This window comes from Streptomyces ambofaciens ATCC 23877 (genome assembly GCF_001267885.1).
In the GTDB taxonomy this organism is placed as follows: domain Bacteria; phylum Actinomycetota; class Actinomycetes; order Streptomycetales; family Streptomycetaceae; genus Streptomyces; species Streptomyces ambofaciens.
Window position 1 is genome coordinate 133,098 of sequence record NZ_CP012382.1, and the last position, 23,539, is coordinate 156,636.

At 74.1% G+C, this 23,539-nt stretch carries 19 protein-coding genes; 1 reads left to right on the top strand and 18 read right to left on the bottom strand.

Going from position 1 to position 23,539, the window contains the following annotated elements:
* Positions 1-1,204 precede the first annotated feature (1,204 nt).
* The 18 genes from SAM23877_RS00665 to SAM23877_RS00750 all read right to left on the bottom strand — a co-directional run bounded on the left by SAM23877_RS00665 (position 1,205) and on the right by SAM23877_RS00750 (position 21,831).
* The gene (locus SAM23877_RS00665) at positions 1,205-2,713 is read right to left on the bottom strand and encodes an MFS transporter (protein ID WP_053125818.1); all 1,509 of its coding nucleotides are present in this window, start codon (positions 2,711-2,713) and stop codon (positions 1,205-1,207) included.
* Positions 2,714-2,876: 163 nt separating this feature from the next.
* Positions 2,877-3,575 carry a hemerythrin domain-containing protein gene (locus tag SAM23877_RS00670; protein ID WP_053125820.1) on the bottom strand — a complete coding sequence of 233 codons (699 nt, stop codon included), beginning with the start codon at positions 3,573-3,575 and terminating at the stop codon, positions 2,877-2,879.
* Between the two features lie 171 nt (positions 3,576-3,746).
* Positions 3,747-5,312, bottom strand: coding sequence for an MDR family MFS transporter (locus tag SAM23877_RS00675; RefSeq protein ID WP_053125822.1), 1,566 nt, complete (start codon positions 5,310-5,312; stop codon positions 3,747-3,749).
* 37 nt (positions 5,313-5,349) lie between these two features.
* Positions 5,350-6,111, bottom strand: a complete 762-nt coding sequence (locus SAM23877_RS00680) for a response regulator transcription factor (RefSeq protein ID WP_107291830.1) — start codon at positions 6,109-6,111, stop codon at positions 5,350-5,352.
* Between the two features lie 166 nt (positions 6,112-6,277).
* Positions 6,278-6,682, bottom strand: a complete 405-nt coding sequence (locus tag SAM23877_RS00685) for a GNAT family N-acetyltransferase (RefSeq protein WP_053125827.1) — start codon at positions 6,680-6,682, stop codon at positions 6,278-6,280.
* Positions 6,666-7,952, bottom strand: a complete 1,287-nt coding sequence (gene purB, locus SAM23877_RS00690) for an adenylosuccinate lyase (RefSeq protein ID WP_079029944.1) — start codon at positions 7,950-7,952, stop codon at positions 6,666-6,668. Before purB ends, SAM23877_RS00685 begins: the two co-directional genes overlap by 17 nt.
* Before the next feature lie 90 nt (positions 7,953-8,042).
* Entirely contained in the window at positions 8,043-9,554 is a 1,512-nt protein-coding gene (locus SAM23877_RS00695; protein WP_053125829.1) for a glutamine synthetase family protein, read from the bottom strand.
* Between the two features lie 3 nt (positions 9,555-9,557).
* Positions 9,558-10,967: an amidase gene (locus SAM23877_RS00700; RefSeq protein WP_063796765.1), complete on the bottom strand. Its 1,410-nt coding sequence runs from the start codon at positions 10,965-10,967 to the stop codon at positions 9,558-9,560.
* A gap of 122 nt (positions 10,968-11,089) precedes the next feature.
* On the bottom strand, positions 11,090-13,009 hold the full coding sequence (locus SAM23877_RS00705) for a hypothetical protein (protein WP_053125831.1): 1,920 nt from the start codon (positions 13,007-13,009) through the stop codon (positions 11,090-11,092).
* On the bottom strand, positions 13,009-13,335 hold the full coding sequence (locus tag SAM23877_RS00710; RefSeq protein ID WP_053125832.1) for a 4Fe-4S dicluster-binding protein: 327 nt from the start codon (positions 13,333-13,335) through the stop codon (positions 13,009-13,011). Before SAM23877_RS00710 ends, SAM23877_RS00705 begins: the two co-directional genes overlap by 1 nt.
* A gap of 132 nt (positions 13,336-13,467) precedes the next feature.
* Entirely contained in the window at positions 13,468-14,880 is a 1,413-nt protein-coding gene (locus SAM23877_RS00715) for an alkaline phosphatase family protein (RefSeq protein WP_053125834.1), read from the bottom strand.
* Positions 14,877-16,049, bottom strand: a complete 1,173-nt coding sequence (gene eboE, locus SAM23877_RS00720) for a metabolite traffic protein EboE (RefSeq protein WP_053125836.1) — start codon at positions 16,047-16,049, stop codon at positions 14,877-14,879. The genes SAM23877_RS00715 and eboE overlap by 4 nt, the downstream gene beginning before the upstream one ends.
* Positions 16,050-16,052: 3 nt before the next feature.
* The gene (locus tag SAM23877_RS00725; RefSeq protein WP_053125838.1) at positions 16,053-16,928 is read right to left on the bottom strand and encodes a TatD family hydrolase; all 876 of its coding nucleotides are present in this window, start codon (positions 16,926-16,928) and stop codon (positions 16,053-16,055) included.
* A 2-nt stretch (positions 16,929-16,930) separates the two neighbouring features.
* The gene (locus tag SAM23877_RS00730; protein ID WP_053125840.1) at positions 16,931-17,530 is read right to left on the bottom strand and encodes an EboA domain-containing protein; all 600 of its coding nucleotides are present in this window, start codon (positions 17,528-17,530) and stop codon (positions 16,931-16,933) included.
* Complete coding sequence (locus SAM23877_RS00735; protein ID WP_053125842.1) at positions 17,527-18,372, bottom strand: sugar phosphate isomerase/epimerase family protein; 846 nt, start codon at positions 18,370-18,372, stop codon at positions 17,527-17,529. Before SAM23877_RS00735 ends, SAM23877_RS00730 begins: the two co-directional genes overlap by 4 nt.
* Positions 18,369-19,346 carry an SCO3242 family prenyltransferase gene (locus SAM23877_RS00740; protein WP_053125844.1) on the bottom strand — a complete coding sequence of 326 codons (978 nt, stop codon included), beginning with the start codon at positions 19,344-19,346 and terminating at the stop codon, positions 18,369-18,371. The genes SAM23877_RS00735 and SAM23877_RS00740 overlap by 4 nt, the downstream gene beginning before the upstream one ends.
* Complete coding sequence (locus tag SAM23877_RS00745; protein ID WP_053125846.1) at positions 19,343-20,473, bottom strand: inositol-3-phosphate synthase; 1,131 nt, start codon at positions 20,471-20,473, stop codon at positions 19,343-19,345. The genes SAM23877_RS00740 and SAM23877_RS00745 overlap by 4 nt, the downstream gene beginning before the upstream one ends.
* Positions 20,474-20,715: 242 nt before the next feature.
* Positions 20,716-21,831 carry a ScyD/ScyE family protein gene (locus SAM23877_RS00750; protein ID WP_053125848.1) on the bottom strand — a complete coding sequence of 372 codons (1,116 nt, stop codon included), beginning with the start codon at positions 21,829-21,831 and terminating at the stop codon, positions 20,716-20,718.
* A 258-nt stretch (positions 21,832-22,089) separates the two neighbouring features.
* Between SAM23877_RS00750 and SAM23877_RS00755 the strand changes: the two genes are divergently transcribed.
* Complete coding sequence (locus tag SAM23877_RS00755; RefSeq protein ID WP_235614476.1) at positions 22,090-23,175, top strand: methyltransferase; 1,086 nt, start codon at positions 22,090-22,092, stop codon at positions 23,173-23,175.
* Positions 23,176-23,539: the final 364 nt, after the last annotated feature.

Sequence of the window (23,539 nt, forward strand, 5' to 3'; positions counted from 1 at the left end):
CGGGGGCGGGCGCGTGCGGCGGACCTGGGGCGGGAGGGGGCCGCCGTGGGTGTGGGCGTGCGGCGGCCGGGAGGTGCGGGACGGCTCGGCCTGGGTGTGGGCGTGCGGGAGGGCATCGTCCGGGGGCGGGCGTGTGGTGTCTCGCCGGTTCCGGCGGGTGCGGGGCCGCAACGGCAGCAGGCGGACGGAAAGGGGGTCAGGCGTGACGGCTGTGGGCGGGCCGTCTTCGGAGGCCTGTGGGCGGCGAAGGGGCCGGGGGTGACGGCTCCGCCGTGAGCACGGAGGGCACCGCCGGGGTACGGGTCCGCGGTGGTCTCGCCGGTCCGGCAGGGCGGGCCAGAGGCTGCGGGCAGGTGTGCGGCCGGGGCGCTCCGCGAGGCGGGCGGGTCCGCTCCGGGCGCCGGCGGGCTGAGGCCGGGCGGCGGCCGGCGCGGGCTCCGGGAGCGGGGCTGTGCGGGTGGGCGCCGGGGCGGTGCGAGGCGGTGCCGGGGCACCCGAGGTGCGAGGCGGTGCCGAGGCACTCGAGGTGCGAGGCGGTGCCCGGAGCGCGGACCGGTGCCGGTGCGCGGCGGCGCTGAGATGCGGGGCGGCGCTGGGGTGCCCGTGTAGCAGGACGGCGCCGGGACGGCGCTGGGGTGCCCGGGTGCGCGGAACGGCGCCGGGGTGCGCGGCGGCGCTGGATGCGGGGCGGTGCTGGGGTGCGCGGCGGCGCTGGGATGGGGGCGGTGATGAGGTGCCCCGAGCGCGGGACGGTACCCGGATACGGGACGGCGCCGGGGCGCTCGCGGCGCCCGGCTGCGGAACGGTGCCAGAGTGCCCGGCAGCGCCCGGGTGCGGGGCGGCGCTGGGGTGCCCGCGGCGCGGGACGGTGCGGGGCGGTGCCGGGGCGATCGGGCTGCGCGGCGGTGCCCGGGGGTGGGACGGCACCGGGGTGCCCGCGGCGCGCTGCGGTGCCCGGGCGCGGGGCGGTGATGAGGTACCCCAAGCGCGGGACGGAGCGGGGCGGCGCCGGGGCGCGGGGCGGCGCCCGGGGGCGGTGCCGGGGCGCTCGCGGCGCGCTGCGGTGCTCGCGTGCGGGGCGGTGCCGGGGTGCGGGGCGGTGCCCGGGTGTGGGGCGGTACCGGGGCGTGGGACGGCCCCGCCGGTTCGGGGGATGGCCGGCGGGGCCGTGTCTGGGGGCCTTGGTGCGGCCCGGTGGGTGGGGTTACTTCTCCGCGTCGGCCTTCACCAGGGCGGGGCCCTCGCCGGCCTCGGCCGGGCCCGAGCTCATGGACTGCTTGCCGCGGGGCATCATGAAGGTCACCACCAGCAGCGCGACCGTGCCGAGCAGGGCGCCGGAGAGGAACGCGTCGTGGTTGGCGGCCTCGTGGACCTCGGTGATCAGGTCGGGGTTGCCGCCGGTCGCGGCCATCTCGGAGCTCATGCCGCTGTAGGCGATGGTCGCCACGACGGCCAGGCCGAGCGCGCCGCCGGCTTCCTGGCTGGTGTTGATCAGGCCGGCGCCGACGCCCGCGTCCTCGTCGGTGACGCCGACGAACGCGGCGATCTGCAGGGTTACGAAGACCATGCCGCAGCCGAGGCCGAGCAGGATGAAGGGGGCGAGCAGGTCGACGGCGTAGCTGCCGTCGGCGGGGGCCCGCCACATCAGCAGCAGACCGGCGACGGTGAGCGTGAGGCCCATCATCACGACCGGGCGGGCCGCCATCTTGGTGACCATGGCCGAGGCGATGCCCGCGCCGGCCGCGACGGAGAAGGCGAGCGGGACGTAGGCGAAGCCCGCCTTGAGGGGCGAGTAGCCGAACGCCTGCTGCATGAAGAGGCTGGCGAAGAAGAACAGCGAGCCGAAGGTGCCGAAGACCAGCACGGCGGAGATGTTGGCGACCCGCATGGTCTTCAGCCGGAAGATGCGCAGCGGCATCATCGGCGAGGCGACCTTGGCCTCGATGACGACGAAGGCCGTCAGCAGGGCGACGACGCCGACCAGCGAGCCGATGGTGCGGAAGGTGTCCCAGCCGACGGTGGTGGCCTCACCGAGGGTGAAGATCAGCAGCAGCAGGCCGGCGGTGAGGGTGACCGCTCCGACGGTGTCGAACTTGCCGCGGTCCTCGGCCTTGCTCTCGGGCAGGATGCGCGGCGCCAGGACGGCGGCGGTCAGGCCGATCGGCACGTTGATCCAGAAGATCCACTCCCAGCCCCAGGTGTCGGCGAGGACGCCGCCGAGGATCACGCCGACGATGGAGGCGATACCGGACAGCGAGCCCCACACGCCCAGCGCCTTGTTGCGCTCGGGGCCCTCGGCGAAGGTGTTGGTCAGGATCGCCAGGGCGGCGGGGGTGATCAGTGCCGCGCCGAAGCCCTGGACGGCGCGGGAGGCGATGAGCATCGTGCCGCTGTCGGCGAGGCCGGAGGTCAGCGACGCCAGGGCGAAGATGACGAAGCCGACCTGGATGAGCCGGCGGCGGCCGAAGGTGTCCGCCAGGCGCCCGCCCAGCAGCAGGAAGCCGCCCAGGACGGTCGCGTAGGCCGTGACGATGTAGTTCAGGCTGACCTCGGACATGCCGAGGCCCTCCTGGATGGACGGCAGGGCGAGGTTCACGATCGACACATCGGTGAAGACCATGAACTGGCCCATGCAGACGAATGCCAGGATCAGCCCGGGGCTGAGGCCCGCCCCTGGTGCTGACCGGGCCGTGGTGGCGTCGGAGGCAGCCATCGATTACTCCTCAAAAAGGTGCAGGATCGGGTCATCGAACGCGGTTCCACCCGCCAGAGCGGTGCTGGTGGGAGCCGCTGGGACAGCCGCCGGGGATGGTCCCGGCGGCCGGAGTGGGCGTCCGTCGGTGCTTTGACGAACGGGGACCGGTGGATGTGACCGGTCAGCTGGAAATTCCTGCGGGCCCACCCCGCAGTCCCTGCTTGCTGTCCTCGTAGCGGCCGGTCATCTGGGGTGCGGCGGCACGCAGCTGCGGCGGGAAGTTCTCGATCAGCAGGTCCCGGCCGCGGGCCGGTTCGGGGTCGTCGAGCAGCCCGAACAGGAAGTGCACACCGAAGCGGGGGGAGCCCTGGATGAACGCCTCGCGCAGCCGGTCGATGTCGTCGGCGGGAACCTGCGGGAACAGGTCCTCCACCACGGCCTCCTCGGCCCTCAGGTGCGCGTCGAGCACCTGGTGGACCTGCCGGGCGGCCTCGGCGCCCTCGTGGGCGCCGTCCGTCCCGGCGGTGGCCCGCCCTGCCGTCGTGGCCGTCGCGAGGTCCTCGACGGCCCTTTCCAGGGCGTTCAGCCTTCCGTCGAGGACCGCGTGGTCCTCGGACAGCTCCTTGAGCTGTGCGTGCGCGTCGGGATACAGCCCCTGGAGCACGGGCCAGAACAGGTCGTCCTCCGCCTTGTGGTGGGCGTGGGTGAAGGCGAGCAGCCACCTGCCGGCCTCGGCCAGCGTCGCGGTGTCGACGGCGTGGCCGTCGGCGAGGCGTTCGTAGGCGTCCACCACCAGGCGCGTGCCGCGCCGCAGCACCGCGTGGATGGCGACGAACTCCTCGTACATGCGGGCGCCCGGGCTCTGCGCCGGATCGCTCATGGAAACTCCCGTTTCGCAGGGGCAGGCCATGGCCGGACACGGATTCCGGTGGGGGGTCCCGTGGGCCGCGGCCAGTACACAGGAGCGCGGACGAAGGGGCCTTGAGGAATGCTGGAGGCTCTTCCCGCCAGGGCGGTGGGGCTCGAGGACCGCTTGAGGGGCCGGTCCCGCTCAGCGGCTCCCGTCGGGTTGCGGGCGGGCGGGCCGGCCGGTGGGCTGTGCGGTCCTGCGCAGGGCGACCTCCCGTACGAGCAGCGCGGCGGCGCACACGGCCATCCCGGCGAGGGCGCTGAGCACGAACGCGGCGTGGGTGCCGGCGGCGGTCGCGTGGCGGTAGGCCTCGTGGAGGGCGGGTTCCAGGCGGGCCAGGCCGGCCGCGTCCAGCTGGGCGTTGTCCAGGGCGGGGCGGCCGGGGGCGCGTTCGGCCATCACCCGCTGCACCTCGCGGTTGAACAGGGTGCCCATGACCGCGACGCCCAGGCAGCTGCCCAGGGTGCGGAAGAGGGTGATGGCCGCGGACGCGGCGCCCAGGTCGTGTGCCTCGACGCTGTTCTGCGCGACGACGGTGACGATCTGGGTGAGGAAGCCCAGTCCCGCGCCGAGCACCGCCATGTACAGGGCGGCGGTGGGCCGGGAGGTGGTGGTGTCCATCCGTGACAGCAGCCAGGTGCCGGCGGTGAGCAGGGCGCCGCCGGCCACCGGGAACATCTTGTAGCGGCCGCTGACCGTGGCGGTGCGGCCCGCCGCCAGCGAGGTGGCGATCATCGCGGCCAGCATCGGCAGGAGCAGCAGTCCGGAGTTGGTCGCCGAGGCGCCCTGGACGGCCTGCTGGTACAGCGGCAGGAACAGCAGGGCGCCGAAGAGCACGAAGCCGGTCAGGAAGCCGATCACGGACATCAGGGTGAAGTTGCGGACGCGGAACATGTGCGGGGGCATGATCGGGTGGGCGGTGCGGTGCTGGCGGCGGATGAAGGCCCACAGGGCGGCGCCGGCCGTCGCGCCGAGGGCGAGGGTGGGGGCCGAGTCCCAGGCGTAGCGGGTGCCGCCCCAGGTGGTGAGGAGGACGGCCGCGGTGATGCCGGTCATCAGCAGGGCGGCGCCCAGGTGGTCCAGGCGGGCGGTGGAGCGGCGTTCGGGCAGCCGCAGCAGCAGCCAGATCATCGTCAGGGCGAGCAGGCCCAGGGGCAGGTTGAGGTAGAACGCCCAGCGCCAGCCGAGGTGGTCGGTGACCGCGCCGCCGGCCAGTGGGCCGCCGATCATCGCGATCGCCATCGCCGCGGAGATCATGCCCTGGTAGCGGCCGCGTTCGCGGGGCGGGACCAGTTCCGCCACGGTCGCCATGACGCCGGCCATCAGGCCGCCGGCGCCCAGTCCCTGCAGGGCGCGGAAGCCGATCAGCTGGCCCATGCTCTGGGCGGCTCCGCTGAGTGCGGAGCCGATGAGGAAGACGGTGATCGCGGCGAGCAGGACGCCCTTGCGGCCCCGGGTGTCGCCCAGGCGGCCCCACAGGGGGGTGGAGGCGGCGGTGGCCAGGGTGTAGGCGGTGACCACCCAGGAGACGTGTTCCAGGCCGCCGAGTTCGGCGGTGACGGTGGGCAGGGCGGTGGCGACGATCATGTTGTCGAGCTGGGAGAGCATTATCGCGAGGATCAGCGGGACGAGCAGTACGCGTACGGAGGAGCGGCGGGCCGCCGGTCCGTGGGCGGCTACGGCGGAGGTGTCGTCGAAGGTGGTCACCGTGTCCCCCGGCCGGTGGGCCCCAGGGCGGCGGTGGTTATCCGGCGCCCAGTTTGAAGCCGACGCCGCGGACGGTGACGATCCATCCGCTGCCGCCGAGTTTGCCGCGCAGGCTGCTGACGTGGGTGTCGACGGTGCGCTGGGACCAGGAGTCGCCCCAGACCTGCTTGAGGAGCTGTTTGCGCGGGATGACGGTGTCGGGGTGCGAGGCGAGCAGACACAGCAGATCGAACTCCTTGCGGGTCAGCGGTATCCCGCTGCCGTCCACGGTGACCTCGCGGGAGTTGACGTCGATGTGCAGGCGCCCGCGGCGGATGTACCTGCGGGCGGCCGGCTGCCAGTGGGCGCGGCGCATGACGGCTTCGATGCGGGCCATCAGTTCGCGCAGCCCGTAGGGCTTGGTCACGTAGTCGTCGGCGCCGGCCTGCAGACCCAGGACGCAGTCCAGTTCGGACTGGCGGGCGGTGACGATGACGACGGGGACCCGGCTGACGGCGCGGATGGCGCGGCACACCTCCAGCCCGTCCAGGTCGGGCAGCTCCAGGGCGAGCAGCACCAGGTCGGCGTCGGCGTGGGCCTGCAGGGCCTGGCTGCCGCACTGCACGGCGAGGGGCTCGTGGCCGTAGCGGCGCAGCTGGGTCACCAGGGAGTCGGCGGGGTCGACGTCGGCGTCCACGACGAGGATGCGGCGGCCGCCGGGGGCCGGGGCGGCGGGCGCCGCGCCGTCCTGGACCAGCCGGATCAGCTGCGCCGCGGGTGTCCGCAGGTCCGGCAGCGTCGGTAGCGACATCTGGCTCATGCCTCCCCCAAAGGTCATGCACGTCCGTGGGCGGGGCGCGAGGGACCGGACCCGGGGGTCCGGTCCCTGTCGTACACCCCACCTGGACGCTACAAACCGGTGGTCGAGCCCCGGTACAGCCCCGGCCCGGAGCGCGTCGAGGGGCGGCCGGGGTGCCGGGCGGGGGTCACGGGTTGAGGACCCAGGCGGAGTTGTGGCGGGTGAAGCCGATGTGGGGGTAGTAGTCGGTGGCCGCGGGCGCCGACAGCAGCACGATCTTCGCGGTGGGGGCTTCCTTGCGGGTGGCGTCGATCAGGGCGCGGCCGATGCCGGAGCGCTGGAGGCGGCCGGTGACGGCGATGTCGGACAGGTAGGTGACGTAGGAGAAGTCGGAGATGCTGCGGGCGATGCCGAGCAGGGTGCCGTCGGTGTCGCGGGCGACCAGGACGAGGTTGGCGCCGGCGAGCATCGCGGCCATGCGGTCGCGGTCCTCCACGGGCCGCCGCTGGCCCAGTCCGGACGAGCGGTAGACGGCGAGCACCTCGTCCAGGTCCAGGTCCTTGCCTTCGGTCCGCTCAGTCGTCCAGTTCACGGAGGGTCTCCAATCGGGTGCGGATCACGTCGTGTCGGGTGAGGAAGCGTTCGGCCTCGAGGCTTCCGGGGTCGATGCCCTGGCGGGCCAGGCCGGTGGCGAAGTGCTCGCCGGTGGTGAGGGTGTGGGTGGCGGCGGCCTGCACCGAACGGTAGGCGTGCTCGCGTTCCACCCCGCGGGTGAGGAGGTCGGCCAGGACCCGGGAGCTGTGGACGAGGCCGTCGGTGGTGTCGATGTGGGCGCGCATCCGGTCGGGGTGCACGGTGAGGGTGTCGATCAGGTCGGTGGCCGCGACCGTCTGGAAGTGTCCCACGGACAGGCTGTCGGGCAGGATGACGCGTTCCACGGACTGGTGGGCGAGGTCGCGTTCGTGCCACAGGGCGACGTTCTCCAGGGCGGTGTCGGCGTAGCCGCGCAGCAGCCGGGCCAGTCCGCACAGCCGCTCGCTGGTGGTGGGGTTGCGTTTGTGGGGCATGGCGCTGGAGCCCTGGTAGGCGCCGGTGCGGTGTTCTTCGACCTCGCGGACCTCGGTGCGCTGCAGCAGCCGCAGTTCGAGGGCGATCTGTTCGATGCAGGCGCCCAGCGCGGCGACGGCCTGCATCAGCTGGGCGTGCCGGTCGCGGGCGACGACCTGGCTGGGCACCGGTTCGATGCCCAGGCCCAGGGCGTCGCAGACGTGGCGTTCGACGGCGGGGTCGATGAGGGCGTAGGTGCCCACGGAGCCGGAGACGGTGCCCACGGCGACGGCTTCGCGGGCGGCGGTGAGCCGGGCCAGGGAGCGGTGGACGGCGAAGGCGTGGACGCCGAGTTTGTGGCCGAAGGTGGTGGGTTCGGCGTGGACGCCGTGGGTGCGGCCCACCATGGCGGTGTCCCAGTGCTCCAGGGCGCGGGTGACCAGGGTGGTGCGCAGGCGGCGGGCGGCGGCCAGGAGCAGGTCGGTGGCGCGGGCCAGGGTGTGGCCCAGGGCGGTGTCGACGAGGTCGTAGCTGGTCATGCCGTGGTGGACCCAGCGGGCGGAGTCCTCGGGGATGTCCTCGCAGTAGGCGGCGAGGAAGGACAGGACCTCGTGGTCGCGTTCCTTCTCGATCTCGGCGACGCGTGCGGCCAGCGGCACCCGGGCGCGGCGCATGTCCTGCACGGCCCGCTCGGGGACCAGGCCCAGGCGGGCCTGTGCCTCGGAGGCGAGGATCTCGACCTTGACCCAGGTCGCGTAGCGGGACTGGTCCGCGAACAGGTCCGCCATCTCGGGCAGCGTGTAGCGAGGAATCATCGGTGGGCCTTCGTCGAGGGAGGAGGGGTGGACGGGAGCGGGCCGGGCGCCCGGGACACCAGGGGGGTGGTGTCGCGGGCGCCCGGGGGGTCAGTACGCGCCGAAGTACTCACGCTGCTCCCAGTCGGTGACCTGTCCGGGCACGGGCGGGTGTTCGCTGCTCCAGGCGGTGTAGCGCCGCAGTTCGCTCTCCTTGAGCTTGGTCATGCAGGCGGCCAGGGGTGCTCCCAGGAGCCGGGCGGCGCGGCCGGCGCGGAAGGCGTCCAGGGCCTCCTCCAGGGACTGGGGCACGGTCTGCGGCTGGGGCGGGCCGGCGGGAGCGGCGGGGCCGGGGTCGGTGGGCTGTGCCTGCAGGCCCTCGAGTCCGGCGAACAGCTGGGCGGCGATGTTCAGGTAGGGGTTGGCGCAGGGCTCGCCCATCCGGTTCTCGATGTGGGCGCCCGCTCCGTTGCCCACGACCCGCAGCATCGCGGTGCGGTCCTCGAAGCTCCAGCCCAGGCGGGTGGGTGCGAGGGCGTGTTCGGCGGCCAGGCGCCGGTAGCCGTTGACGGTGGGCACGGACAGCAGGAACAGTTCGCGTGCCCAGGTCAGCAGTCCTTCGGCGTAGGACTTTCCGCTGGGTGACAGGCCGCCGGACAGGCCTTCGGCGCTGAAGAGGTTGCGGCCGGTGGCGGTGTCCACGACGGACTGGTTCAGGTGCCAGCCGCTGGGGTCGGCGGCCTCCAGCTGCGGCTGGGACATGAAGGAGGCGTGGTGGCCGCGGCGGGCGCAGTACCGCTTGGTGACGGTGCGGAAGAGGAGCATCGCGTCGGCCGTGTCCAGGGCCGACATCGGGCTGAAGGTGGTCTCGACCTGGCCGGGGCCGGACTCGTGTTCCAGCGAGCGCAGGGGCAGGCCGAGCTTTTGCAGGTACAGGCCGAGCGGGCCGGTGATGGGGGCGACGGTGTCGTAGGCGGCGTCGAGGTTGAACTGGTAGCCGGCGTTGACCGCGGCCACGCGCGGGGCCTGGCCCTGGAGTCCGAAGCCGTTGCCCTGGTTGCCGGGTTCGTCGTCCAGGCGGCGGGTGAGGTACCACTCGACCTCCAGGCCCAGCGCGGGTTCCAGGCCCAGGGCGGTGTACCGCTCCAGGACGCGGCGCAGCACGGCCCGGGAGGACAGCGGGTGGGGGGTGCCGTCGCGCAGGTACTCGTCGCCCAGGACCCAGGCGGTGCGCGGGCCGCGTCCGGGCAGCACCTGGAAGGTGACCGGGTCGGGCACGAGGAGGAAGTTGCCCGCGCCGGAGATCTCGTCGACGCCGATGCCGTGCTCGCCCAGGAAGTCGACGGCGACGGCGTGTCCGGTGTCGAAGAGGAACGGGCCGGGGCTGAAGTTCATGCCGTTGCGCAGCACGGTGCGGAAGGCGTCGGTGGTGAGGGTCTTGGAGCGGGCCAGTCCGTGCGGGTCGCCGAAGACGAGGCGGACGTAGTCGACGTCGTCGAGGGCGGCTTCGACGCGTTCGGCGGCGGCGAGGCGCTCCTCGTCCCACAGTCCGTGGTCGGTGACGAAGGACGGGCGCCCGACGCTGCCTTCGCGGGCGGGCGTGGACCATGACCGGGCATACATGGTTCAGGACGTCCTTTCGCCGGTGGTACCGGTGGAAGCGGGGGTGAGGTGGTCGGTGGGCGGGTGCGGCAGCGGCGCCAGCATCGCCTCCAGGCGGCGGGCCACGGTCAGAACGAGGTCGTCGGCGCCGACCGGGCCGACGAGCTGCACCCCGGCCGGCAGTCCGGCGGAGGTCAGGCCGGCGGGCAGGGACGCGGCGGGCTGGCCGGTCATGTTGTACGGGTAGGAGGCGGGCGCCCAGGCGAGCCACAGCAGGTCGCGGGCGTCGGCGGCCCACTGGGGGCCGATGGCGTCGGCCTCGAACGGCTCGACGGGCACGGTGGCCATGGCGAGCAGGTCGTAGTTGTCCATGACCGAGCGCAGGGTGGCGCGCAGGTTCTGGCGGATCTCCTCGGCCTGGATCACGGCGACGCCGCTGAGGGTGCGGCCGTGGCGTACGACGTGCAGGCGGCCGGGGTCGATGAGGTGCTCGTCCTGGGGGCTGGTGCCGGCCGCCTCGTTGGCGGCGAGGATGTCGACGACGGCCGGGTAGAGGTTGTTGCAGCGCACCTCGACCTCGTCGACGTGGTGGCCTTCGTCCAGGAGGATGTCGCGGGCGGTGTCGGTGACGCGGCGGATCTCCGGGTCGGTGCCCTCGTACTCGATCCAGCCGATGCGCAGGGAGCGCACGTCGCGCGGGGAGTCCAGCGAGCCGAGACCGGAGTCGGGGTCGGTGGGGTGGGGGCCGGCGATGACCTGGCCGAGCAGCGCGGCGTCGGCGACGGAGGCGGCGAGGGGGCCCTGGTGGGCGAGGCGGTCGGCACCGTTGGGGTAGTAGGGCACGCGGCCGTAGGAGGGCTTGTAGCCGACGACGCCGCAGAACGCGGCGGGGATGCGGATCGATCCGGAGCCGTCGGTGCCCAGCGCGCCCTCGCACAGGCCGGCCGCGACGGCGGCGGCGGCTCCGCCGCTGGAGCCGCCGGCGGTCAGGCGCGGGTCGTAGGGGTTGCGGGTGGGCGGGGCGACGCGGCCCACGGTGGAGGCGCTCCAGCCGAACTCGGAGGTGCTGGTCTTGCCGACGACGATCGCGCCGGCCGCGCGCAGCCGGGCCACGGCCGGGGCGTCCTGCGCGGGCCGGGTGTTGGGCAGCAGGGAGCCTCGCGTGGTGGGCAGGTCGCGGGTCTGCAGCAGGTCCTTGACGGAGACCGTCACGCCCAGCAGGGGCAGGTCCCACCAGGCCTCGCGGCCGCGTTCGCGGATCAGGGCGTCCGCGTGTTCGGCCGCCTTCAGCGCCTCGTCGCCCGCGACGGCCACGTACGCGTCCAGGTGGTCCCGCTCGCGGATGGCCGACAGCACCTGGTGGACGTGTTCGACGGCGGTGAGCTCCCGGCGGGACAGCAGCTCCTTGGTCCGGCGGATGCCGCGGGCGGTCATCGCTCACTCCCTTCTGCTCCTGTACTGCCTGGGGGCGTCCAGGGGCGCTGCGGACGGTGCTGGGGTGGCCGTGTGCCCGGCGGGGCGGGGGAAGGACCCGCCGGGCGGCTGGGGGGGTGCGGTCAGGACGCGCGGCTGGCGGGCTTGTCCTGGCCGGTGACGGCCGACCAGTGCCACGGGGAGTCGAAGGCGGTGACCTCCACTTCCTCGCCCGCCGCGGCCAGTTCGGCGGCCAGGCCGGTGGCCTGTGCGGTGAACGCGGACACCCGGTGTGCGGCGAGCAGGTCCTGCTCGTCGAAGGGGGTGCCGTCGCAGCGCAGCAGCCGCAGGTCGACGAAGCCGTTGAAGCGGCGGCCGTCCACCACGACGGACTGCGGCGACCGGATGGAGAACCGCACGTTGTTGTTGACGTGCCCGTGGTGGTGCTGGTCGGAGTAGAAGGCGACGTCGGGGATGGTGGGCGGCACGAAGTGGTCGCGGTCGACGACCTCGGGGCCCTTGGGCAGGTTCCCGGCGATGAAGTGCCAGGAGTTGTACTGCATGCGCGAGGACATCGCCCAGGCGGCGTCGGCGAGGGCGGCGGTGGAGCCGCCGAAGTGCCGGGCGGCGGACGGGTCGGGCACCACGCAGCAGAAGAAGCGGGTGATCTCCCAGTCGCAGATCTCCGCCCACCGCTCCTCGCGCAGCGCGCTGATCAGGTCGGGCAGGGAGCGCATGCCGCGGCTCATCGCGAAGTCGGCGTCGAACGCCTCGGTGGCGGCGCCGGCCGAGGCGTACACCAGCGCTTCCAGTCCGGTCGCGAAGTCGCCGTGCGGGGCGGCGAGCCAGTGCGGGGCGGCGGCCAGTTCCCGGCCCAGTTCCTGAAGGGTGTCACCGGTCAGCGGCAGCCGGTCGGTGAGCCGGGCCACCACCGCATCCTCGCGGGCCCTGGCCGCATCGGCGTAGGGCCGGGCCACCTTCTCGATCTTGTGCATGAGGGCGCCGTGGATCTCGCGGTAGAGCTGGGCGTGGCCGGCGACCTCCGCCCGGTGCGTGCGCAGGGCGACGGCCAGGTCGTTGAGGTCGGCCACCGACGTGGAGGCGGCGGGCGGCACCTGCTCACGGCCCAGGGCGGCGTTGTAGCCGAGCCGGATGCGTTCCAGCATGTGGGCGAGGTGGTCGACGGTGAGCTGGGTGCCGTTGGCCTCCTCGACGCGGCCGGGGCCGGCCGAGCGGACGAGCAGGGTGAGGCAGACCAGCAGCTGCGCGTCGTGGTCGGACCACAGTTCCAGCGGCAGGCCCTGCAGGCTGCTCAGGGCGCAGTCGGGGTGGCCCGGCCACAGCGTCTTGCCGGTGAGGGTGTTGTGGTCGCGGAAGTTCGTGTACTGCCTGCCCTGCTGGTAGAGCACGAACGGCGCGGTGCGCAGCGCCGCCTCCTTGGCCTGCTCCAGCAGCGCGTCACGGCCCTGGGGCCCTTGGGCGTCCAGCCAGCGGCGGCAGTCGGCGACGGTCTCGGCCACCCGCACCTCGGCGCGGCGCAGATACTCCCGGTAGCCGTCGAGGTCGGCCTGGGTCCAGGGCACGCGGCGTACGCCGCCCACCAGCTGGTCGGCCTTGAGCGGCGCCTGGGAGGGGACGCGCAGGACGACACGGCCGCTGGTGGCCAGGGCGATCTCGCCGAGGAAGACGGGCTCCGGGCCGCCGTCGCCGTCCGCGCCCGCATCCGCGGCGGTGGTGGTGGTCTCCTGGGTGCGCCAGGTCAGGCCGCACAGGGTGGCCAGCGCCGCCTCCTCGGGCGCGCTGAGCGCCCGCAGCTGGACGTCGGCCGGTACGTGGCCGTCCAGGGTCAGCAGCACCTCGACGAACGACCGCAGGTCATCGGCCTCTTCGGCACGCTGCCAGGCCCGCTTGAGCAGGCCCGGGAAGCCGGCGTCGGCCTCCCGTACCCGGTCGGGCTTGAGTGTGGCTCCCGCGACCAGGCCGAGACGGCTGGGCCGGCGGCTGACCCGCTTGCGGGCGTTGGCGGCACGGCGGGACTCCCCGCGCTCGGGCAAGGCATTCATCACGCACCCTTTGCGGTGAGCTCGATGTGGTTCCACATGGCGTCGTCGGTCGGCGTCCAGTCCTCGTCGACGTAGATGCAGTCCACGGGGCACTCCAGCACGCAGGCGGGGCAGCCCGAGCACAGCTCGGGGATGATCACTACGTCCAGGCCGCGGTCGAAGATGGCACCGAACTCAGCGGGGCAGCTGCGCAGGCACGTGTCGCACGTGATGCACTCGGACTTCTCGATGCGCCGCGGCGGCTTCTTCCAGGCGTCGGAACGGTCGCGCTGGGCGATCCGCTCGGCGCGCCCGGACAGCGCGGCCGGCGAAGCGATTTTTTTCATGAGCTCGAACCCCTTTGGGTGAGTCTTCTGGCCACAACCGGGATGCCTCAGATGGTCGTTCGGCCTTCTCGACCGGGCCCTGAGCGGTGATGGGAACCGGGTCGAGCCGCTCGGGCCGAAGGTGGTGGTGTGTCAGCCGATTCCGGCGAGCTGGAGGAGGAGTTGTTTCACTTCGGTGGCCGCGACGCGGTCGCCGAGGGCGTGGGGGGTGGAGCACAGCAGGAGTGGTCCGTCGTCGTCGCCGGCGGGGAGGCGGCCGTGGCTGCCGCGGATGGGTGCGGGGTCCAGGGGGACGACGGCCATGCGGTAGCGCATGCCGAGTTTCTTGCGGGCCAGGGCGCCGGCGGCTTTGACCTTGACGTAGGGGTCGTGGGGGTCCATGAACAGCTCGACGGGGTCGTAGCCGGGTTTGCGGTGGATCTCGACGAGCTGCGCGAAGTCGGGCGCACGCCGGTCGTCGAGCCAGTAGTAGTACGTGAACCAGGCGTCGGGCTCGGCGACGGCGACGAGTTCGCCCGCGCGGGGGTGGTCGAGGTGGTGGGCCTTCTTGCCCTCGTCGTCCAGGAGCTGCTCGATGCCGGGCAGGCCGGTCAGGGCGGCGCGGGTGGCGTCGAGGTCTTCGGGGCGGCGGACGTAGACGTGGGCGATCTGGTGGTCGGCGACGGCGAAGGCGCGGGAGGCCATCGGGTCGAGGTATTCCATACCGTCCTGGGTGTGGACCTCCAGCAGCCCCGCCCGGCGCAGGGCGCGGTTGATGTCGACGGGCCGGGTGACGGGGGTGATGCCGTACTCGGACAGCACCACCACGGTGCGTTGCTGGGCGCGGGCGTCGTCCAGCAGCGGGGCGAGGGCGGCGTCGAGGTCGGCGGCGGCTTTCAGGGAGCGGGCGTCGTGGGGGCCGTAGCGCTGGAGGTCGTAGTCGAGGTGGGGCAGGTAGGTGAGGGTGAGGTCGGGGTGGCGGGTGGCCATGATGTGGCGGGTGGCGTCGATGATCCACTGGCTGGAGACGAGGTCGGCGCCCGGTCCCCAGAAGTGGAAGAGGGGGAAGGTGCCGAGTTTGCCGGTGAGTTCGTCGTGCAGGGCGGGGGGCCGGGTGTAGCAGTCGGGTTCCTTGCGGCCGTCGGCGTAGTAGACGGGGCGGGGGGTGACGGTGAAGTCGGTGTCGGCGCCCATCGCGTACCACCAGCAGATGTTGGCGACGGTGTAGCCGGGGTGGGCGCGGCGGGCGGCGTCCCAGAGTTTGTCGCCGGCGACCAGGCCGTTGTGCTGGCGCCACAGCAGGACATCGCCGAGCTCGCGGAAGTACCAGCCGTTGCCGACGATGCCGTGCTCGGCAGGGTGCGTGCCGGTCAAAAACGTCGACTGGGCGGCACACGTCACCGCCGGCAGGACGGTGCCGAGGGGGGCGCGGGAGCCGGCCTGGGCGAGTTGCTTGAGGTGGGGCATGTGGTCCAGCAGGCGGGGGGTGAGGCCCACGACGTCCAGGACGAGGAGCGGGGTCGGGCGACCATCGCGGCCGGCATCGGTCTGGAGAGGATCGGTCATGGCAGTTCCTTCAGGCCGAGGTCGGTCAGCAGGTCGCGGGCCAGGGTCAGCTCGGCGGCGATACCGTCGGTGAGCTGCGCGCGGGCGCGGGGCCGCAGCTCGGGCGGGAGGGCCTGCCAGGTGTAGGTCTCCACCTCGAGATGCCGGGTGAGGGGGTGCGGGCCGCCCACCAGGCGGGCCAGCACGGCTTTGAGGACCTCCGTCGTCGAGGTCAGCGGCGGGGCGGGGGCCGCGTGGAGGGGGACGTGGAAGTGGGCGCGCCAGGGTCCGGCGTTCGGCAGTGCGTCACCCGCGAGGGCCTCGTCGAGGTCGTCGGTGCCGTGCAGGGCGCCGCTGGGGGTGGTGGTGCGGGTCTGGTGCAGGAACCGCGGCTCCGCGAAGGCGGCGAGTGCCCGGCGGACTTCGGGAAGGGCGGGCTGCTCGGCGTGCAGGGCGGCGGACAGCTGGGACTTGACGACCGGGATGCGGGCGGCGGTCAGGGCGTCCAGGGCGGTGTCCGGGTCCTCGAAGGAGGTGGCCAGGTGGCAGGTGTCGACACAGACACCGATGCGGTCGTGGCCGACGGCGGTCAGCGGCGCGATCGCGTCACGGGTGGTCTCCACCACGCAGCCCGGCTCGGGTTCCAGGCCGATGCGCACCGAGCGGCCGGTCAGCTCCTCCAGGGCGTCGAGGCGTTCGGCGAGGGTGAGCAGCGCGGCGCGGGCCTGGTCGGCGCGGGCCTGGCCGTAGGCGGTGCGCCAGGCCAGCGGCAGCGTGGAGATGGTGCCCTCGGTGACGTCGTCGGGCAGCAGCCCCGCCAGGACCCGCGCCAGCGATGTCGTGTGCTCCAGGCGCTCGGGGTCGGCCCAGTCCGGCGTGTAGACACGGTACTTGACCTCCTCCGCGCCGAATCCCTCGTAGGGGAAGCCGTTGAGGGTGACGACCTCCAGTCCCCGCCGCTCCAGCTCGCCGCGCAGGGCGCGCAGGGCCGCGGGGTCGGTGACCAGGGCGTGGGCGGCGTCACGGGCCAGCCACAGACCGATGCCCAGCCGGTCGCGGCCCAGCCTGCGCCGGACCGGCTCGCAGTGCTCCCGCAGCTGGGCCAGCACCCCCTCGAGGGTCTCGGCGGGATGCACGTTGGTGCAGTAGGCGAGATGGACGGTGGACCCGTCGGGGTGCCGGAAGCGCACGGGTCACGCGCCTGCGGGGAGCGGTTCGGTGGCGGGGGCGCCGCGCAGGACGGAGTTGCCCTCGTGGGTGGTGCCGGTGTCCGCGACGCCGAGTTCGAGGCGTCCGCTGAGGCCGTAGAAGGCGACGGGGTTGCGCCACAGCACCCGGTCCACGTCGTCCTCGGTGAAGCCGGCGCGCAGCATGGCGTCGCCGACCCTGCGGGTCTTGAGCGGGTCGCTCCTGCCCCAGTCGGCGGCGGAGTTGACCAGGACCTTGTCGGGTCCGTACTCCCCCAGCACGGCGACCATGCGGTCCTCGTCCATCTTGGTGTCGGGGTAGACGGAGAAGCCGAGCCAGGCCCCGCTGTCCTTGGCGGCCTTGACGGTGGTCTCGTTCAGGTGGTCGACGAGCACCCGGTCGGTGGGCAGCGCGGACCCCCGGACCACGTCGAGGGTGCGGTGGAGGCCGGCGAGCTTGTCGCGGTGGGGGGTGTGCACGAGGGCGGGCAGGCCGTGGTCGGCGGCCAGCTGGAGCTGCTGCTCCAGGGCGGTGTCCTCGGCCGGCGTCATCGAGTCGTAGCCGATCTCACCGACCGCCACCACCCGGTCCTTGACGAGGTAGCGGGGCAGGTCGTCCAGGACCGGCAGGCAGCGCGGGTCGTTGGCCTCCTTGGGATTGAGCGCGATCGTGCAGTGGTGGGCGATGCCGTACTGGGCGGCGCGGAAGGGCTCCCAGCCCAGCAGGGCGTCGAAGTAGTCACGGAAGGAGGCGGGCGAGGTGCGGGGCTGGCCGAGCCAGAAGGACGGCTCGACGACGGCCCGGACACCGGCGGCGTACATGGCCTCGTAGTCGTCGGTGGTGCGGGAGGTCATGTGGATGTGCGGGTCGAAGATGCGCAAGGTCACTGCTCCTGGGTCAGGGCGAGCACGTGCGGGAGGCCGGCGGGGATCTCGCGGTGGGCGGCGGTGCGTTCGGCGGCGTGGGCGCGCAGCATGCGGGCCAGTTCCGCATCCCCGCGGGCGCGGGCGGCGAGGCCGTCGATCCGGGTCACGGGCACGTCGGTGAACAGGCACTTCAGTACGGCGTGCCGCCACTGGTGGGCGTCGAGGTGGCGGGCGGTGTAGGGGCCGAGGGCTGCCGTGAACAGGGTGGTGTCGTTGGTGCGCAGGGCGTCTTCCACCAGGGGCAGGCCGACGGCGGGGTCGCAGTGCAGGGGGTGCAGGGCGAGCAGGACGGCGCGCCGCTCGGGGGCTGTTCCCTGCCGGTAGAGCCGGGTCAGGGTCGCCGGGTGGGGGCGGGCCGCGGTCAGCAGCAGGACGCGGGCGGAGTCGGCGTGGGCGGGGCCGCAGCGGCGGCCGGCTTCGGCGAAGTGCAGTTCCCAGCGGGCATCTTGTGCGGTGGCGGCGGCGTGGGCGGCGCTCAGCCAGTGGTGTGCTTCGGCGCCGAGGCCGGTGAGGTGCGGGGGCGGGCCCGCCTTAGGGGTGGTGGGCTGGAGGGTCATCGTGTTCCTCCGTCGCGCAGGAACCGCAGTGACTGCGCGGCCAGTTCGGGTCCCGCGTGGGAGTGGCGGGGCAGTTCGACGACGGTCAGGCCCTGGTAGCCGGTGTCGGCGAGGGCGTGGAGGACGGGCGGGAAGTCGATCTCGCCGTCGCCGAAGGGCAGGTGTTCGTGGACGCCGCGGCGCATGTCCTCGATCTGCACGTGCCGCAGCCAGGGGGCGGCCTCGCGCACGCAGTCGGCGGGCGAAAGGGGCTCCAGGCACTGGCAGTGCCCGATGTCCAGGGTCAGACCGAGGGGTGCGGGGTCGCCCAGGAGACGGCGCAGGTGGTGGAAGCCGGCGAGGGTGGCCAGCAGGTGGCCGGGTTCGGGCTCCACCGCGAGGGGCACGCCCGTGTCCTCGGCGGCCTCCAGGACCGGGCCGAGGGCATCGGCCAGGCGTTGCCAGGCGGTGTCCTCGTCCGTGCCCGGCGGGGTGATGCCGCTGAAGCAGTGCACGGCGTGGGCGCCCAGGTCGGCGGCGACGCGCACGGCGCGGATCAGCAGGCGGATGCGGGCGAAGCGGTCGTCGGGGTCGGCGTCGAGCAGGGTGGGGCCGTGTTTGCGGCGGGGGTCGAGGACGTAGCGGGCGCCGGTCTCGACGGTGACGGACAGGCCGAGCGTGTCGAGGCGGTGGGCGAGCCGGCGGGTGCGGGCGGCCAGGCCGGGCGCGAGCGGGTCGAGGTGCATGTGGTCGAGGGTCAGGCCGACGCCGTCGTAGCCGAGGTCGGCCAGCAGGGTCAGGGCGTCGTCCAGGCGCAGGTCGGTCAGCCCGTTGGTGCCGTAGCCCAGGCGCGGCCGGCTCATGTGGTGCTCACCTTGCGGGCCAGGCGGGCGGCCAGGGGGGCGAGCGCGGCGGTGAGCACGGCGGTCGCGGGCGCGCCGGCCCGGGCGGCGAGGGCGCCCTGGACGGCGATGGTGGCGCGGATGCCGCCGCCGACGGCCCGCTGGGTGAGCTGGGGGGAGGGGTTGAGGACGGCGTGGGCCAGGGGGCGGGCGTAGGCGGTGGCGTAGGAGGCGGCCAGGGCGGTGCGCAGGGCGTCGGCGGGGGCCGGGGTGGGCCGGTGGCGGCCCAGGAGGGTGCCGGTGGGGCGGCGGCCGGCGAGGACGGCGGTGAGGGCGCCGGCCGCGGCGAGGGCGGCGAGGGGGGCGGCGCTGGAGCCTCCTTCGGCCTCGCGGCGGGAGACGAGGGTGACGGTCAGGGTGTGGGCGGCCAGGACCGTGGCCGGGGCGAGGGCGGGGCGGGGGGTGCCGGTGGTGGCGGCCGCGCCCAGGAGCAGGTCCAGTGCGCGGGCGGTGGCCATCGCCGGCGGGCCTGCGGGGGTGTGTTTGAGGCCCAGGTCGTAGGCCCAGACGGTGGCGGTCAGCGGGACGGCCAGGGCGAGGGTGCGGCGCCCGGCGCAGGCCGCGAGGGCGAGGCCGGCCGCGGACAGGGCGCCCGCGGCGGCGAGGGCGGCGCCGGGGCGGATGCGGCCGGAGGGCAGGGGCCGGTGCGGGCGCACGGCGGCGTCCTCAGTCCGGTCGGCCCAGTCGTTGAGGGCCATGCCCGCCTCGTACAGGCACAGGGAGGCGCCGGCGGCCAGGGCGGTGCGCCGGGTGGGCGGGCGGCCGGTGGCGGCGGCGCCGGCCAGGACGTCGCCGGGCACGGTGAACAGGGCCGGGGCGCGCAGCAGTTCGGCCCAGGCGCGGATCCGGGCGGCGGGGGCGGGGCGGGGGGCGGGGGGTGGCAGGTGGGCCGGCCGGGGGTGGTGGGTCCGGGTGGCGGGGCGGGGTGTGTTCACCGGGAGTGGCCCAGCCGTGCGGCGAAGGCGAGGAGGTGTGCGTACTGTTCCGTCAGGGCGGACTCGTCGCCGTCGGGGTCCTTGAAGTAGAAGCCGAGTTCGGGCCGCGGGCCGGACAGGCCCTTCTCGTGGGCGCGGGCGAGCAGCCGGGCCAGGTCGAGGACGAGGGGCGCGGCGAGCGCGGAGTCGCAGCCCTGCCAGATGGTCTGCAAAACCATGCGGGTGCCGAGGAACCCGTCGAAGGCCACGTGGTCCCAGGCGGTCTTCCACTCCCCCAGGGCGGGCACGTCGTCGATGTGGACCTCGCCCTGGGGCGTGGTGCCGAGGGTGTCGGCCAGGACGCGTTCCTTGCCGGCGTTCTTGGCGCGCGCGGCGGCCGGGTCGGCCAGGGCGGCGCCGTCGCCGCCGCCCAGCAGGTTCGTGCCCGACCAGGCCCGCACCGCCAGCGCCCGCTGGGCGAACATCGGGCCCAGTACGGCCCGTAGCAGGGTCTGCCCGGTCTTGCCGTCGCGGCCCGCGTAGGGCAGGCCCGACACGCGGGCCGCCCCTGCCAGCTGGGGGTGGCGCAGTCCGGTGGAGGGGGTGAAGTCGGCGAAGGCGCAGCCGGCCCGCAGGGCCGCGGCCGCGTACAGGGAGCTGGCCGGCCAGGTGCCGGGGGCCGGTTCGGGCTCGGTGGAGGCGACGTTGACGACGACGGTGCGCGCGACGCCGGTGCGGCGGGCGAAGTCCCTGAGGTCAGTGGCGAAGTCGGCGATGAGTTCCTCGGGGGCGCGGCTGTCGCCGTCCACCGGGCCGCCGGGGCGGATGCGTGCGTCGGCCGCGGCCAGTTCGCTGTGCACGGCGGCGGGCAGCCAGGGCGGCAGGACGCCCTGGGCGGCCAGTTCCTCGGCGCGTTTGGGCAGCGGGGTGCTCGCCGTGTCGTGGCCGCCGAAGACCAGCGAGTCCAGGGCGGGCAGGCCGCTGCCGGTGAAGGCGTCCGTCTCGGTGACCATGCCGGTGGGCGCGAGCAGTTGGGCCGCCAGCGCGGCGCAGCCCGCCACCGCTGTGGTGGCCACCGAGCCGCGGGCTCCGATCAGCCACACGCCGGTGGTGTCACCGGCGGCTGAGGTGGTGGCATGTGGGGTCACGGGCGGCCTCCCTGGGCGTGGGACGTGGTGGTGGCGTGGGGGTGTGGGGCCAGGATGCCGAGCCGGGCGGGGCGGCGGTGCGGTCCTCCGCCGGATGTCGAGCGGCCGCCGAGCCGGATCCCACCGCCCGCCCCGGCAGGGCGGACCGGGCAGGGCGTTGGCGGGGCGGGCATGCGTGGGCCCCGCCGGCCGTGGAGGGGCCGGCGGGGCCTGGAGGGTGGCGTGCGCGGGGCACGCCGGGGTCAGTAGGTCACGCGCAGCAGTTCGCCGTTGGTGCCCACGGTGTTGTTGGTGACGTACACCTTGCCGCAGTGGTCGACGGCGAGGCCGGTGGGCTGGCGCAGCCGGTCGCCGGTGGGGATCACGGAGACGGCGCCGGTGGCGGTGTCGACCTTGGACAGGGTGCCCGGCTGCGGCGGGCCGGCCAGCTGTGCCGAGCTGTAGGACAGGGCGAGCAGGTCGCCGTCGCGGTCCAGCTCGAGGTCGACCAGGTTGGTCAGTCCGGTGGCCAGGACCTGGGGCTGCTGGCCGGGGGCGATCTTCCACACGCGGGAGGCGCCCAGGCGTCCGCCGCTCATGTCGGCGATGTAGACGGTGCCGTCGGCGGCCTTGGTGATGCCGGTGGGCACGGTCTCGGCGGCGCCGGTGGGCAGTTCGTTCTTGGGCAGCAGGTACTGGGTGGTGGTGGTGCCGTCGCTGTTGCCGCGCACGACGGTGTTGGCGCCGGCGTCGGTGACCAGGTAGCCGCTGCCGCTGCGCACCAGGCGCCAGGGGTTGGCGTGGACGTCGCCGCCGTCGGGGTTGAGGCGGGTCTCGTGGTCGGTGAGGTCGGCCAGGACCTTGCCGTCGCGGGTGCGGAAGACGGTGCCCAGGGTCTTGGCGCCCTCGCCGAGGGCCGCGCGGGAGTCGTTGGTGCCGCCCAGGGCGCTGGCGACGACGTAGCCGCCGAAGCGGTCGGGCAGGACGTCGCTGGGGCCGTTGGCGGAGATGGGGGCGCCGGGGGCGACGCCCTTGGCGGTGGAGGCCAGGCCGGTGGCGACGCGGCCCTTGAAGCTGCCCTTGACCTTGTAGACGGAGCCGGTGGCGCCCAGGCACGTCTGGTCGAGCGGGCAGCCGGCCAGTCCGGTGCCGGACTCGGCGACCAGCACCCCGCCGTCGGGCAGCGCGGTGACGCCGCGCGGGTTGTTCAGCTGGGAGGCCACGACGGTCAGGGTCGCCTCGGCGGGCGTGTGGGTGCGGTGGTGACGGTGGGTCTGGGGCTGCGCCTGGACGGGACCGGCGGTCAGCGGGACGGCGACGGCACCGGCCACGCCTGCCGCCAGGATTATCTTCGTCCAGGAACTGCGCGAGTTCGGCATTTCTCTCCTCGGTTCATTGCTCCCCCCAATTGTTCGGAGAGCGGATGCGAAATCAGCGCCACCATAGGGCAGTCACCTTGTTTATCGCGTCAAATGTTCCGCAGGAAAAGAGGGGCGAACCCATAAACCACCGGCGTTCGAGTACCCCTCCAGGCGGCTTCGACCTTTTTACCTATCGTGGTAGTCCGGGTCCCTTCCGGCGGTTCGGTGTGGGACGCGGTTGGGACAGATCATGCACTCCTGCAACGGAGGAAACTCATGCCCGAATTGCCGCCCCCGCACGTCGTCCGGGAAGCGGAGAAAGCGCGAGCGGAGCTGCAGCGGCAGAGCCGGGAACTCGCGCCGCCGCCGTTCGCCCTGCTGGAAATGATCATGGGTGTCATGGTGTCGCGGGCGGTGCACGTCGTCGCCGAGCTGAAGGTGGCCGAGGCACTCGCCGAGGGGCCGCTGTCCGCCGAGGAGCTCGCCGGGCGGGTCGGCGCGGACGCGGACGCGCTCGGGCGGGTGCTGCGCCTGCTGGCGAGCAACGGGGTGTTCGCCACCCGTGCGGACGGCACGTTCGAGCTGACGCCGATGGCGGACGCGCTGCGCGCCGATCACCCGATGTCGATGCGCCCCATCGCGCTGCTGATGGGTCATCCCATCCACTGGGAGGACTGGAGCGGCTTCCCCGAGACCGTGGTCACCGGTGAGCCGGCGCTGCCGAAGCTGCGCGGCATGCACGCCTTCGAGTTCCTGACGAAGAACGCCGAGTACGGGCAGGTGTTCTTCGAGGGCATGGGCAGCATGTCCGCCTCGGAGACCGGGCCGATCGTCGCGGCCTACGACTTCACGCGGTTCGGCACGGTGGTGGACTTCTGCGGCGGCCAGGGCGGTCTGCTCGCGGGCATCCTGGCCTCCTCCCCCGCGACCAGGGGCGTCCTGTACGACCCGCGGGTCGAGGAGAACGGGGCGGCGGAGTTCCTCGCCGCGCAGGGGGTCGCCGACCGGACCGAGCGGGTGGCCGGCGACCTGTTCGAGGTGCCGCCGGGCGGGGCGGACGCCTACGTCCTCAAGCACATCGTGCACGACTGGCCCGAGGAGCAGGCGCTGCAGATCCTGCGCAACGTGCGCGCGGCGATCAAGCCGGGCGGGCGGCTGCTGATCGCGGAGATGGTGATTCCGGAGCAGGGCGACGAGCCGCACTCCGGCAAGCTGGTCGACCTGTGGCTGATGCTGCTGGTCGGCGGCCGTGAGCGCACTCCGGGCCAGTACGCGGACCTCCTGGCCCGTGCCGGGTTCCGTCTGGAGCGCGTCGTGGAGACGGCGGCGGCGATCTCCCTGGTGGAGGCCGTGCCCGTGTGATCCGCCCCCCTTGGACGGAAGGCCCCGCCGCGGGATGAGGGAACGCGGCGGGGCCTTCCCGCGCGCGCCGGGACACGCCGGGGCCGGCCGCGGGGGCGGGGTGCTGTCGGGCGGGGCCCGTCCGGGGGCACGGCGGTCCGGCGGGGGCCTGTGCCGGGGGCGCGGTTGTCCGGCGGAGTCCTGTGCCGGGACGCGGCGGTCCGGCGGAGTCCTCTGCCGGGACACGGCTGTCCGGTGGCTGTCGCGCCGCGGCTGTCCGGCCGGGGCTGTGCGCAGGTGTGGAGCCGTCCCGCGGGGGTGTCGGGGGGGTGCGGTGCCGCCGGGGGGCGTCATGGGCGGGTGGTGCCCGGCGGCGGGTGGTGCT